14 protein-coding genes and 1 pseudogene are annotated in these 12,231 nt (G+C 72.5%); 8 read left to right on the top strand and 7 right to left on the bottom strand.

Annotated features, from left to right (window positions below; all coding sequences use genetic code 11):
* The first annotated feature begins 25 nt into the window (after positions 1 to 25).
* The 3 genes from ABD831_RS03825 to ABD831_RS03815 all read left to right on the top strand — a co-directional run bounded on the left by ABD831_RS03825 (position 26) and on the right by ABD831_RS03815 (position 2,706).
* Positions 26 to 406 carry a YciI family protein gene (locus tag ABD831_RS03825; RefSeq protein WP_344941737.1) on the top strand — a complete coding sequence of 127 codons (381 nt, stop codon included), beginning with the start codon at positions 26 to 28 and terminating at the stop codon, positions 404 to 406.
* Between the two features lie 17 nt (positions 407 to 423).
* Entirely contained in the window at positions 424 to 1,668 is a 1,245-nt protein-coding gene (locus ABD831_RS03820) for an RNA polymerase sigma factor (RefSeq protein WP_344941733.1), read from the top strand.
* A 72-nt stretch (positions 1,669 to 1,740) separates the two neighbouring features.
* On the top strand, positions 1,741 to 2,706 hold the full coding sequence (locus tag ABD831_RS03815) for an alpha/beta fold hydrolase (RefSeq protein WP_344941730.1): 966 nt from the start codon (positions 1,741 to 1,743) through the stop codon (positions 2,704 to 2,706).
* Between the two features lie 6 nt (positions 2,707 to 2,712).
* Here the strand turns inward: ABD831_RS03815 and ABD831_RS03810 are convergent, their stop codons facing one another.
* Positions 2,713 to 3,231 (bottom strand): flavodoxin family protein, encoded by a 519-nt coding sequence (locus ABD831_RS03810; protein ID WP_344941727.1) that lies wholly within the window; start codon positions 3,229 to 3,231, stop codon positions 2,713 to 2,715.
* A gap of 140 nt (positions 3,232 to 3,371) precedes the next feature.
* On the opposite strand from ABD831_RS03810, the gene ABD831_RS03805 reads away from it, so the two are divergent.
* On the top strand, positions 3,372 to 3,992 hold the full coding sequence (locus tag ABD831_RS03805) for a class I SAM-dependent methyltransferase (protein WP_344941724.1): 621 nt from the start codon (positions 3,372 to 3,374) through the stop codon (positions 3,990 to 3,992).
* Between the two features lie 23 nt (positions 3,993 to 4,015).
* Here the strand turns inward: ABD831_RS03805 and ABD831_RS03800 are convergent, their stop codons facing one another.
* Both ABD831_RS03800 and ABD831_RS03795 read right to left on the bottom strand, forming a co-directional pair.
* Positions 4,016 to 4,237 (bottom strand): sigma factor-like helix-turn-helix DNA-binding protein, encoded by a 222-nt coding sequence (locus ABD831_RS03800; protein ID WP_344941722.1) that lies wholly within the window; start codon positions 4,235 to 4,237, stop codon positions 4,016 to 4,018.
* A 130-nt stretch (positions 4,238 to 4,367) separates the two neighbouring features.
* Complete coding sequence (locus tag ABD831_RS03795; protein ID WP_344941719.1) at positions 4,368 to 5,201, bottom strand: isocitrate lyase/PEP mutase family protein; 834 nt, start codon at positions 5,199 to 5,201, stop codon at positions 4,368 to 4,370.
* 126 nt (positions 5,202 to 5,327) lie between these two features.
* On the opposite strand from ABD831_RS03795, the gene ABD831_RS03790 reads away from it, so the two are divergent.
* From ABD831_RS03790 to ABD831_RS03780, 3 genes and pseudogenes are all read left to right on the top strand, one after another.
* Positions 5,328 to 5,726: a VOC family protein gene (locus ABD831_RS03790; protein ID WP_344941716.1), complete on the top strand. Its 399-nt coding sequence runs from the start codon at positions 5,328 to 5,330 to the stop codon at positions 5,724 to 5,726.
* 43 nt (positions 5,727 to 5,769) lie between these two features.
* A pseudogene (locus tag ABD831_RS03785) lies at positions 5,770 to 6,104 on the top strand (YnfA family protein).
* A gap of 91 nt (positions 6,105 to 6,195) precedes the next feature.
* Positions 6,196 to 6,456, top strand: coding sequence for a metal-sensitive transcriptional regulator (locus ABD831_RS03780; RefSeq protein WP_030201220.1), 261 nt, complete (start codon positions 6,196 to 6,198; stop codon positions 6,454 to 6,456).
* Between the two features lie 29 nt (positions 6,457 to 6,485).
* Here the strand turns inward: ABD831_RS03780 and ABD831_RS03775 are convergent, their stop codons facing one another.
* Positions 6,486 to 8,144 (bottom strand): FAD-dependent oxidoreductase, encoded by a 1,659-nt coding sequence (locus tag ABD831_RS03775; protein WP_344941712.1) that lies wholly within the window; start codon positions 8,142 to 8,144, stop codon positions 6,486 to 6,488.
* Positions 8,145 to 8,271: 127 nt separating this feature from the next.
* Here ABD831_RS03775 and ABD831_RS03770 point away from each other — a divergent pair, with 127 nt between their 5' ends.
* Positions 8,272 to 8,757: a hemerythrin domain-containing protein gene (locus tag ABD831_RS03770; protein ID WP_344941710.1), complete on the top strand. Its 486-nt coding sequence runs from the start codon at positions 8,272 to 8,274 to the stop codon at positions 8,755 to 8,757.
* Positions 8,758 to 8,793: 36 nt separating this feature from the next.
* On the opposite strand, the gene ABD831_RS03765 is transcribed toward ABD831_RS03770, so the two are convergent.
* From ABD831_RS03765 to ABD831_RS03755, 3 genes are read right to left on the bottom strand one after another with little or no spacing between them, the layout of a single operon-like run.
* Positions 8,794 to 10,065 carry a class I SAM-dependent methyltransferase gene (locus ABD831_RS03765; protein WP_344941707.1) on the bottom strand — a complete coding sequence of 424 codons (1,272 nt, stop codon included), beginning with the start codon at positions 10,063 to 10,065 and terminating at the stop codon, positions 8,794 to 8,796.
* A gap of 8 nt (positions 10,066 to 10,073) precedes the next feature.
* On the bottom strand, positions 10,074 to 11,552 hold the full coding sequence (locus ABD831_RS03760) for an FAD-binding oxidoreductase (RefSeq protein WP_344941704.1): 1,479 nt from the start codon (positions 11,550 to 11,552) through the stop codon (positions 10,074 to 10,076).
* Positions 11,553 to 11,598: 46 nt separating this feature from the next.
* Positions 11,599 to 12,231, bottom strand: coding sequence for a LysE family translocator (locus ABD831_RS03755; RefSeq protein WP_344941701.1), 633 nt, complete (start codon positions 12,229 to 12,231; stop codon positions 11,599 to 11,601).

The following is a 12,231-nucleotide window of genomic DNA, read 5'->3' as shown; positions in this document are numbered from 1 at the left end:
TGACCGCCGGCAGGAGGAGACCACCATGAAGACCTACCTCATCAGCCTGTTCTCGCCGGACGGGCCGCCGCCCGCCGAGGTGGACCTCAGCCGCATCATGACCGACCTCGAGGTCGTCAACGACGAGATCCGCGCGGCCGGCAGCTGGGTGTTCGCCGGCGGGCTCGGCGACCAGGCCAGTGCGACGACGATCCGCAAGAGCGACGCCGTCGCCGACGCGGTGCTCACCGACGGTCCGTTCATCGAGGCCAAGGAGCACCTCGGCGGTTTCACCATCGTGCGGTCCGACGACTACGACGTCGTGCTCGGCTGGGCCGAGCGGATCGCCGGGGTCACCGGCCTGCCGGTCGAGGTCCGGCCCTTCGTCGACCAGGACGACCCGGGCCAGGTCCCGACCGACCGTTGAGCCACGAGGGTTGAGCGATGACGGTCACCGGCGCCGACATCGCACGCGTCTTCCGGGCCGAGCACGGGCGCGCGGTGTCCGTGCTCATCCGGGCGCTCGGCGACATCGACCTCGCGGAGGACGCCGTGCAGGACGCGTTCACCGTGGCCGTCGAGCGGTGGCCCCGCGACGGTATGCCGCCCAGCCCGGCGGGCTGGATCATCACCACCGCGCGTCGCCGGGCGATCGACCGTCTCCGGCGCGAGTCCACGCGTGAGGCGCGGCAGGCCGAGGCGGTGGCCCTGCAGGCCGCGGACCCCGCGGTCGGTCCGGACGAGGAGGGACCCGTGAAGGACGAACGTCTGCGACTGGTCTTCACCTGCTGCCACCCGGCGCTCTCCCGCGAGGCGCAGGTGGCCCTGACCCTGCGGTTGCTCGGCGGTCTCACCACCGCGGAGATCGCCCACGCGTTCCTCGTCCCCGAGTCGACGATGGCGCAGCGGATCGTCCGCGCCAAGAGCAAGATCCGCACGGCCGGCATCCCCTACCGGGTGCCGCGCGACGAGGACCTCCCGGCGCGGCTCTCCTCGGTGCTCTCGGTCCTCTACCTCGTGTTCACCGAGGGCCACACGGCCTCCGCCGGTGCCGACCTCGACCGCCCGGACCTCGCTGCCGAGGCGATCCGGCTCGCGCGGCAGCTCGTCGAGCTGATGCCCGACGAGCCGGAGGCGCTGGGGCTGCTCGCCCTGATGCTCCTGACCGAGGCCCGCCGCCCTGCCCGCACCGACGAGGCCGGTGACCTCGTGCTGCTTGCCGACCAGGACCGGTCACGATGGGATGCGGACCTCGTGGCAGAGGGGCACGGGCTCGTGCGGAAGTGCTTGCGGCGCAATGCCCCCGGGCCCTACCAGCTGCAGGCGGCGATCAACGCGGTGCACACCGAGGCGGCCGATGCCGCCGCCACGGACTGGTCCCAGGTCGTCGCCCTCTACGACCACCTGCTGCAGCTCACGCCCACCGATGTCGTCCGGCTCAACCGCGCCGTCGCCGTGGCCGAGCTCGACGGCCCGCAGGTCGCGCTCGCCCTGCTCGACGACCTCGACCTCGCGGCATATGCCCCGTTCCACGTGGTGCGAGCCGAGCTGCTCGACCGGCTGGGGCGACGAGCCGAGTCCGCCGCAGCGTGGGAGCGCGCCGCGGACCTCAGCGACAACGCGACGCAGTCACGTCACCTGCACGCCCGAGCGGCAGCGGTCGCCGGTGACGGCCCTGCCTCGACGTGAGCGCATCCGCTGCTGGACGGCGCCGCACGGCGCCACTGGAGTGCCCAGGTGACCCGGCGGTAACCTGCCGTCATGACGACGCCCCCGTCCACCAAGCCCGTCGATCTCGCCTCCCCGTGGGGCGGGGTCGGCCGCACCGTCGACCTCGACGGACCCGTCCACTGGGTCGACTTCGGCGGCCCCGAGACGTCTCAGGCCCCGCCGATCGTCCTCGTCCACGGGCTCGGGGGATCGCACCTCAACTGGGTCGGCATCGCGCCGGCCCTCGCCGAGCATCGTCGGGTCGTCGCGCTCGACCTGCCCGGGTTCGGCCTGACCCCCGCGTTGGGTCGCGACACGAGCGTCAACCACAACGCGGCGCTGCTCAGCCGCTTCATCCACGAGGTCCTCGGCGGCCCGGTTGTCCTCGTCGGCAACTCGATGGGCGGCATGGTGAGCCTGCTGCTCGCCGACCGGCGCCCCGAGCAGGTCGCCGGTCTCGCGCTCGTCGACCCGGCCCTGCCGAACCCGGGCGCGCGCCCCGACCCGCAGGTCGCGGCCACCTTCGCGATGTATGCCGTGCCGCGGGTCGGCGAGATGGTGCTGACCCACTACAACACCCGCTTCAGCGACCGTCAGCGCGTGCTCGGCACCGTGGCCCTCTGCTTCGCCGACCCGTCACGCGCCGACGAGGACGTCGTGGCGGCTGGCATCGAGCTCGCCGCATGGCGACGCTCGCTCCCGGACCCCGAGGCCGAGTTCCTCGGTGCGGCCCGCTCGCTGCTGCGCGTGCTGCGCGGGCGCCGTGAGTACGACCGGATCATGCGCGACCTGCGCGTGCCGGTCCTGCTCATCCACGGGACGAGCGACCGGCTCGTGCCGGTCTCGGCCGCTCGGCGGGCGGCGCGGCTCAACCCGACGTGGCGCACCGCCTACCTCGACGGGATGGGACACACGCCTCAGCTCGAGTCGCCCGAGGACGTGCTCGGCCATCTCGAGCCGTGGCTCGAGTCGCTGGAGTCGGCGGAGTCGACCGAGTCGACCGAGTCGAGAGGCTGAGGCTCGTCAGGACACGCCGTGCGAGACGCGGGCGGCCAGTGCGACGCCCCACTCCCGGGCGCGCTCGAGCTCGCCCTCGACGACGGGGCCCTGCACGTCCTTGACCCAGAACGTCTCGCCCCGCTCGGCGCGGTCGAAGCCGCGGTGCCGCAACGCCTTGGCGGCGGCGCTCGCGGCGGAGCCGGGCAGCATCTTGACGTGCACGCGCGTGTCGAAGGTGACGACGGGGAGCCCGTGCCGCGGCGTCACCTCGGCGATCCACTCGCGGACCCCTTCGCGGGCGGCCGTGGCCCCCTTCGACGTCGCGTCCTGGCGGGTCTGCGGTCGCGTCATGCTGAAGCCGTGGGTGGGCCCCCCGACGAGCAGCAGGTCGACGTCGTCGCCGATGGTGGTGGGCGCGTCGTCGACGTGGACGACCTGGACGTCGCCGCCCTGCGTCGTGGCGTCGCGCATCCCGTCGGCGATCGCCGACGCGATCTGGCGGGTGTTGCCGAACATGGACTCGTGGACGATGAGGACGTTCATCATGCAAACCTTTCCGTCCTCCACGCTACGCGCGGCGGGAGCGGCGACCACAGGATCGTGACGCACCAGACCTGCCGCGACACAATGGGATTCGGGCCGTCATCGGACGGTTCGTCATCCCCGACACGAGGAGAGCCACCGTGGACGCGAGCGCCTGGGACGAGAGGTACGCCGCGCGCGACCTCGTGTGGTCGGTCGAACCGAACCGCTTCGTCGCCGAGATCATCGGTCCGCTGACGCCGGGTCACGCCATCGACCTCGCGGCCGGCGAGGGACGCAACGCCATCTGGATGGTCGAGCAGGGGTGGACCGTCGTCGCGGTGGACTACTCGACGGTGGCCGTCGACCGCATGCGATCGCTCGCCGTCGACCGGCTCGGCGACGACTCCAGCCGGCTGACCGGGCTCGTCGCGGACGCCACGCAGGACGCGCCCGGCGGGCCCGCGGCCTACGACCTCGCCCTGCTCTGCTACCTCCAGCTGCCCGCTGACCAGTGGCGGCAGGCGCTGCGGGCCGCGGTCGAGGCGGTACGGCCGGGTGGCCGGGTGGTCGTCATCGGGCACGCCGGCCGCAACCTCGCTGAGGGGTGGGGCGGGCCGAGCGAGCGGGCCGTGCTCTACGACCCCGAGGAGGTGCTCGACCGGGCCGACGGTCTGCCGGTCACCGTGGAGCACTCGGGCATCCGGGAGCGCCCGGTCGACACCGACGAGGGCGCCCGTGTCGCGCTCGACACCGTGGTCGTACTTCGCCGCGAGGGCTGACGCGCCCTGGCCGGCGCGTGGGCCTAGCGGCGGCCGTACTTCTTGTGCACGGCCTGCCGGCTGACGCCGAGCTGCTCCGCGATCTCGGCCCACGCCAGGCCCTGCACGCGCGCGCGGCGCACGACGGCGGCCTCGGTTCGGTCGGCCGTACGCCGCAGCTCCCGCGCGGCGGCGAGCGCGGCGCGCGGGTCGTCGTCCCCCGTGGCCCGAGCGAGCTTCAGCATGTCGTCGACCTCCTTCGTCACCGCGGCACCTCTCCCGATGTCAACTCCTGTTGACACGGTATGCCGGCCGCGGCCCGCCGTCAACCAACGTTGACATGGGCGACCGTGGGCGGCGGTCAGTGCTCAGTGCTCAGTGCTCAGTGCTCAGTGCTCAGTGGTCAGGGCCGAAACGACGCTGCAGGTCGGCATAGGGCATCGCGCCGTCGAGGAAGCCGAGCGTCCCGGACTCGAGGAGCTCCCGGCCCGCACGCTCGACCAGGGTGAGTGCGGCCCGGGCGATGCTGCCGCCCAGGCTGACCCGAGCGACGCCGAGCGAGAAGAGGGTCGGCGCGTCGATGAGGTTCGCGAGGCCCGCCACGATGTTGAGCGGTCCGGGGATGGCCGTCGCCAACCGGTGGATCGTGTCCTCGTCCACCACTCCGGGCACGAAGATGCAGTCGGCGCCTGCCTCGAGGTAGCGGGTCGCACGCTCGATGGTCTCGGCGAACGGGTCGCCGCCGTCGGTCGAACGGGCGTGGGTGAAGTACGTGTCGGTGCGGGCGTTGAGCACGAAGGTGCCCCTGGGAGCCGCGGCCCGGGCAGCCGCCAGCCGCTCGACGGCCACGTCGATGCCGAACAGCCCGTCGGGCCCGGCGTCCTCGAGGTTGCCGCCCACCACGCCGAGCTGGACGGCTGTGGCGACGGTGCGTGCGACCTCGTCGGCGGTGTCGCCGTAGCCGGCCTCGAGGTCCGCGGTCACGGGCACGCTCACCGCGGCCGCGATACGGCCGACGTGGTCGAGCATGGTGTCGCGGTCCAGCTCCTCGCCGTCCGGGATGCCGCAGGACCAGGCGATGCCCGCGCTCGTCGTGGCGACGGCCGGGAAGCCGACCTGTTCGAGGATGCGCGCGGACCCTGCGTCCCAGGCGTTGGGCAGCACGAAGCCGGCTCCGGAGTGCAGGGCCAGGAGGGCGGTCGCCTTGTCCGACACGGATCCTGCGGTCATGAGTGGGCTCCCTCCTCGCCATGGGCCACCCGACGCGGGGGCCGATGACACCATCCCACGCTCCGGGCCGTCGACAGCGAGGAAAGTGGTGGCACCGAGGCTGCCCGGTCAGCAGGATGTGTCGACATGGCACTCACGCTCTCGCACACGACCGTCAACGCCCTCGACGCGCACGCCCAGTCCGTCTGGTGGGCCGACCTGCTCGGCTACCACGAGGACCCGTCCGACCCGAACCTGCCCGGCCACGAGGAGTGCATGATCTTCTCGCCCGACGAGTCCCACCGGCTGCTCTTCATCGAGGTCGAGGACGCCAAGCAGGTGCGCAACCGCGTCCACCTCGACCTGCGCCCGACCGACCGTCCGCGCGACGAGGAGGTCGCTCGGGTCGAGGCGCTCGGAGCCACCGTCGTCCAGGACTGCCGCACCGAGGACGGCCGTGGCTGGGTCGTCATGGGCGACCCCGAGGGCAACGAGTTCTGCATCCTGCGCAGCGACGAGGAGCGGCGCGCGGCCGGCGACCTCTGACGCGCCCCCAGAGGCAGCACGGGCCGGTGCGACGATGAGGCCCGTGACCGTCGCCCGCTCCATCGCGCTCTTCGTGCTCGCCGCCCTCGCTGAGATCGGTGGGGCGTGGCTCATCTGGCAGGGGGTCCGGGAGCACCGCGGCTGGGTGTGGGCCGGGGCCGGCGTCGTCGCCCTCGGCCTGTACGGCTTCGTCGCGACGCTCCAGCCAGATGCGAGCTTCGGGCGCCCCTCGCCGCCTACGGTGGCGTCTTCGTCGCGGGTTCGCTGCTCTGGGGGATGGCGGTCGACGGCTTCCGGCCCGACCGCTGGGACGTGGCGGGCGCGGCCGTGTGCCTCGTCGGCGTCGCGCTCATCATGTATGCCCCCCGCTCGGGCTGAGCCCGCCCTCCCGACGCGCGTGACGGCATACGCCACGGCATACGGCAGGGGGTATCATGGAGCCTTCAGGCAACGACCCCAGGAGGACGCCGTGGAGCTCGACCTCGACGAGATGCAGTCGGTCATCCGTCGCCTCAACCGCGCCCGCGGCCAGATCGGCGGCATCGTCAAGATGATCGAGGAGGGCCGCGACTGCAAGGACATCGTCACCCAGCTCGCCGCCGTCTCCAAGGCCCTCGACCGGGCCGGCTTCGCCGTCATCGCCACGGGCCTGCGCGAGTGCATCACCAATCCCGAGGGCGAGACGATGGACGTCGCCCAGATGGAGAAGCTCTTCCTCTCCCTGGCCTGAGCTCGACAGCCTGAGCCCGACCGGTCGGCTCAGCCCGCGGGGACCCGCTCGCGCGCGCTCGTGCCGGCGAGCCACGTGCGGTAGCCGCCGTCGAGGTTGCGCACCTCGCGCCCCGCGTGGGTGAGCACCTGCGCTGCCGTGTGGCCGCGCTGGCCGACGGCGCAGTGCACGACGACCGGACCCGCCGGGATCTCCTCGAGGCGCTGGCGCAGCTCGTCCACCGGGATGAGCCGCGCACCGGGGATCGCGCCCGCCTCGTGCTCCTGCCGGGTGCGCACGTCCACGAGGACCGCGCCGTCGACCAGGGCGTCGTCGAGCTCGTGCCACTGGATCGAGCGGGTCACGCCGCTGCGGAGGTTGTCGGCGACGTAGCCGAGCATGTTGACGGGGTCCTTGGCCGAGGCGAACTGGGGCGCGTACGCGAGCTCGAGGTCGGCCAGGGCGCTCGCCGTGATGCCGCCCGCCATGGCGGTGGCGATGACGTCGATGCGCTTGTCGACACCGTCACGGCCGACGCTCTGCGCCCCGAGGATCGCATCGGTGTCGTGGTCGACGAGCAGCTTGAGGCTCATGCCCTCGGCGCCGGGGTAGTACGTCGCGTGCGAGGCCGGGTGCGTGTGGATGACGCGGTGCGGGCGACCGGCGGCGACGAGGCGCTTCTCGTTCCATCCGGTCGTGGCGACCTGGAGGCCGAAGACGCCGACGATGGCGGTTCCGAGCACGGGCCGGTCGTGGGCCGGCAGGCCGGCCATGACGTCGGCGGCCATGCGGCCCTGCCGGTTCGCGGTGTTGGCGAGCGGCACGAGCACCTGCTCGCCGTCGAGCGCGTCGCGCTTCTCGACGGCGTCGCCGACAGCGAGGATGCGCGGGTCACTCGTGCGGAAGCGGCTGTCGACGAGGATGCCGCCCCGAGGTCCCGTCCGGAGTCCCGCGTCGTCGGCCAGGCGCGTGTCGGGGCGCACTCCGACGGCGGCGACGACGAGGTCGGCGTCGACGTGCTCGACGTGCTCGGCCTGATCGCCGGTCGAGAGCGTCACGGTGTCGGGACCGATGGCGGTGACGGAGGTGCCCAGGCGCAGCGTCACGCCGCTCGCTCGGAGGTGGTCGTGGACCGGCGCGACCATCTCGGGGTCGAGCGGAGCCATGACCTGGCCGGCCGCCTCGACGACGGTGACGGCGATGCCGCGGTGGGTGAGGTTCTCGGCGAGCTCGAGGCCGATGAAGCCGCCACCGATGATGACGGCCGTGCGAGCGGGGCCGCTTGCGGCGACGAGAGCGTCGGTGTCCTCGATGTCGCGCAGCGACAGGGCGCGCTCGATGCCGGGGATCGGCGGGCGCACCGGGCGGGCGCCGGGGGAGAGCAGCAGGTGGTCGTAGGGCAGCTCGGACTCCGCGCCCGTGGCGAGCTCGCGCACCACGACGACGCGGCGTGCGCGGTCGATGCGCACCGCCTCGGTGCCGACGCGGACGTCGAGGCCGAAGCGGCGACCGAGCGAGGCGGGGGTCTGCAGGAGCAGGGACTCGCGGTCCTCGATGACACCGCCGACGTGGTAGGGCAGCCCGCAGTTGGCGAAGGACACGTGGCCACTGCGCTCGATGACGGTGATGTGGGCGTCCTCGTCGAGGCGGCGCAGCCGCGTCGCCGCGCTCATGCCGCCGGCGACACCGCCGATGATGATGTGATCCATGTGTCGATGATACCCCAGGGGGTATTGACGGGCCCAATTCGCCGAGCGCCTCGCGGCCGAGGGAGGCCTCCCCGGGGTCTGGACGCGGCGGCCGCCCGGCGCGACCATGGAGGGCACGGAGGTCGCCATGAACGTGCAGCCAGATGCCATCCAGGTCGATAGTGCCGCCGACCTCGCCCTCCACCTCGACCGGGTCCGCCGACACCGTTCGGAGCTGCGCGAGTCCGTCGCCGCCGTCGACCTCGCGCTCGAGGCGCCCATCGCCCGCGGCGGCATGTGGCGCGAGCGGGTGCGGGCTGCCATGGCCGAGCTCGCCCACGACTTCGACGACCATGTCGCCCTGACCGAGAGCCCCGGAGGGATCTACGACCGGGCCCGGCACAGCGCACCCCGCCTCTCGGGACGGGTCGAGCGCCTGCTGAGCGAGCACCGCGACCTGCGCGAGGCCATCAACGGCTACCTCGCCGTCCTCGAGCACGGTGGCACGTTGGCTGACCTGCCGGTCTTCCGGGAGGAGCTCACCGTGCTCATGGGCCGGCTCGTGCGGCACCGGCAGAAGGGCGGCGACCTCGTCTACGAGGCCTACGACGTCGACCTCGGCGGCCAGGGCTAGGCCGTCGGCCGTCGGCCGCCGGGCCGGCCGTCGCCGTCAGTCGTCCGCCGGCTCGAACCGCGGGCGCAGCGTGAAGCCCGAGACCCCTTCCGCACTCGTCCGCGACGCCAGCACCTGGTGCAGCTGGATCCCGCCCCGCTCGAAGCCGAGCCGCGATCCCGCCAGGTAGAGCCCCCACACGCGAGCCGTGCCGAGGCCGGCCAGCTCGACGCAGTCCTCCCAGTTCTTGGCGAGGTTGGCGTTCCACGCCGCACAGGTGCGGGCGTAGTGCTCCCGGAGGTTCTCGTGGTGGCGCACCTCGAAGCCCTCGTCCTCCATGACGCGTACGACGTCCCCGCTGCCGGTGATCTCGCCGTCGGGGAAGACGTAACGGTTGATGAAGCCCCGCGCGGGCAGGCCGGCGTGCTTGTTGTCGGGCCTCGTGATGCAGTGGTTGAGCAGGCGCCCCTCGTCGCGCAGCCGCTCGTGGAGGAAGCGGAAGTAGGCCGGGTAGTTGCCCACGCCGATGTGCTCGGTCAGCCCGATGGAGCTGATCGCGTCGAAACCCCGCTCGGTGACGTCACGGTAGTCGCCGTGCCGGACCTCGGCGCGGTCGCCGATGCCGTCGGCCTCGATCGCGGCCTGCGCCCACGTGGCCTGCTCGCGCGAGAGGGTGACGCCGAGCGCCGTGACGCCGTAGTGCTTGACGGCATGGCGCACCATGCCGCCCCAGCCGCAGCCGACGTCGAGCAGCCGCATACCGGGCCGGAGCCCCAGCTTCCTCGCGACGAGGTCGTACTTGTAGGCCTGGGCCTCCTCGAGCGAGGCCTCCTCGGTCGGGAAGCACGCGCACGTGTAGGTCATCGACGGGCCCAGGACCAGCTCGTAGAAGGCGTTCGACACGTCGTAGTGGTGGCTGATGGCGGCGGCGTCCCGGGCCCTGCCGTGGCGCAGACCATGGGCCAGCCGGCGCAGCTGTCCCGGTGTCTCCTCCGGCGGCAGCGTCGGCGTGTGCGGGCGGTGGTGGGCGAGGAACCGGGCCAGCTCCACGGCCTCGTGCCCCGTCGGCCGGCGCGGCGTCAGCCCGTCACCGAGGACGCGGAGCACGTCGTAGGGGTCGGCCTCGTCCATGCCCTCGATGACGAGGTCCCCGAGCAGGTACGCGCGGGCCAGGCCGAGCTCGCCGGGCGCGGTGAGGAGGTGGTTGAGGGCGTCGGGGCCGGTCAGGCGCAGCACGAGCCCGTCGGGACTGCCGCCCTCCGAGCCGTCCCACGCGATGACCCGCACCGGGGCCCCGGGTCCGAACGTGTAGTCGAATGCCTGTCCCACGGTCACTGTCATCGAGCCTGCACCGCCTTCTCGTAGAGCGTGGGGAACCGTCCCCTCGGGTCGTACCTGCGTTTGACGGGGCCGTATGCGGTGCCGCCGTAGAGGGCGGCGAAGGTGGCCTCGTCGTAGTACGCGTCGGAGTAGAGAGACTTGTGGCCGCCGAGCCGGGTCACCTCGGCCTCGATGCGGCGGTTGACGTCTCCCTCGTTCGCGCCCGGCTCGATCGCGACGGACGACCAGAAGCCGACGTTGACGTAGCGCTCCCCGGGACGCATCGGGTACAGCGGCCAGGGTGCGACGGGCGCGGCATCGGTCGAGGTCGGCTGCTCGCCGTCTCCCCGGCCGGCGCTGCGCAGCTGGATCGGGCACAGCCAGATCGGCTCGATCGGCACCTCGCGCAGGAACCAGTCGACGAACTCGGCCGTGCGGTCGAGCGGGATCTCGACGTCCTGGACGACCCGTTCGCGGTCGGGCAGCCCTCGGAGCCGGTCGATCCGGCCCATGACGCGGTGCCGGTTCTCGAAGGCCACGATCTTCCAGTAGACGTCGCTCCGCAGCAGGTGGCTGGGCCACAGGCGACGGACCGTCGGGATCTGGGCACCGAACGCGCGGCTGCACCAGAACCAGTCGGTGTCCCAGCGCCAGAGGTAGTCGTGGGCCGTCAGCACGTCGGTGCGGCGTTGCTGGATCGAGCGGTAGAAGACGTGCTCGCCGGTGTAGTCGCTGGGCCGCGCCTGCCCCTCGAGGTGGTCGCTCCAGCGTCCGAGGCTGAGATAGCACTCGGTGGGGCCGAAGACGACGCCGTCGACGAAGTCGACACGATCGCCGCCCCACGTCCGCGTCGTCATGACGTCGTCGACCGCGTCGGTCAGGGAGCGCACCGAGTCGAAGCGCAGGTGCTGCAGAGCGACGTACGGCCGAGCCGGCTCCAGCTCGATCACGAGGTCGAGGGCGTAGCCGAGCGAGCCGTAGGAGTTGGGGAAGGTCCGGAAGAGGTCGGCGTGCTCGCCGTCGGGCGTCGCCGTCACGATCTGCCCGTCACCGGTGAGGATGCGCAGCTGCAGCACCGACTCGTGTGGCAGCCCGTTGCGGAAGGACGACGCCTCGATGCCGAGCCCGGTCACGGCCCCGCCGATGGTGATGGTCCGCAGCTGCGGCACGACGAGCGGCACGTAGCCGTGGGGGAGCAGCTCGTCGACGAGCTGCTCGTAGGTGGTCAGGCCCCCCACGAGCGCGGTCGCCGGGCCGCCGTCGACGCCGGGCCGCACCTCGACGACGCCGCAGAACGCCGACAGGTCGAGGCCGGGGGAGTCGGTGGTGGTCCGGTTGCGGAAGAGGTTCGAGGTGCGCTTGGCGAGCCGCACCGGGCGATCGGGCGGCAGGGCGGCATAGGCCGTCCTCACCTGCTCGAGCGCACGCTCGTGCTCCCGCACCCGCTGGAGGGCTTCGTGCCGATCCGCAGGAGACCTGACCTGAGGGGTTGCCACCATTTCAGTGAAACAGATCCGACTCCGCTGTGGTGAGGATGGGCGACTACTCGCTGGCGAGCATCGCGGCGCCGAGACCGACCATCATCACGCCGCCGGTGGCTCCGAGCTTGTCGAACCGGGCAGGCTTGCGGGCGAACCATTCCCGGGCCCGCGCGGCGAGCAGGGCCCACACGCTGTCGCTGCAGACGGCCATCGCGCCGAAGACCGCGCCGAGGACGGCCATCTGTGCGCCGACGTGTCCGGCAGCGGGGTTGGTGAACTGCGGGAGGAAGGCGACGAAGAACAGGATCGTCTTCGGGTTGGTCAGTCCCACGACGACACCGATGCGCAGCGCATGACCCCGCTTCGCCGACACCTGCGCGTGCGACTCCAGCGCCTCGCGTCCCTCGCGCCGGTGCCGGATCGCCTGGATCCCGAGCCATATGACGTAGGCGGCGCCGGCAACCTTGATGACGGTGTAGGCCGTGACGCTCGCCGCGACGACAGCGCCGAGGCCGACAGCGACGAGGAGCGCCTGGGCCGTCACCCCGATGGCGTTGCCGACGACCGACAGCAGGGCCTCGCGGCGGCCGACGGTCAACGCGCGACCGATGGTGAAGAGCAGGCTGGGGCCCGGGACCTGGATGAAGAGGATCGACGCGACGAGGAAGGCGACCCACTGGCTCGATGACGGCAC

Origin of the sequence: Terrabacter ginsenosidimutans, from assembly GCF_039539425.1 — a bacterium.
Lineage (GTDB): Bacteria > Actinomycetota > Actinomycetes > Actinomycetales > Dermatophilaceae > Terrabacter > Terrabacter ginsenosidimutans.
This window is presented reverse-complemented; position numbering and strand designations above follow the sequence as displayed.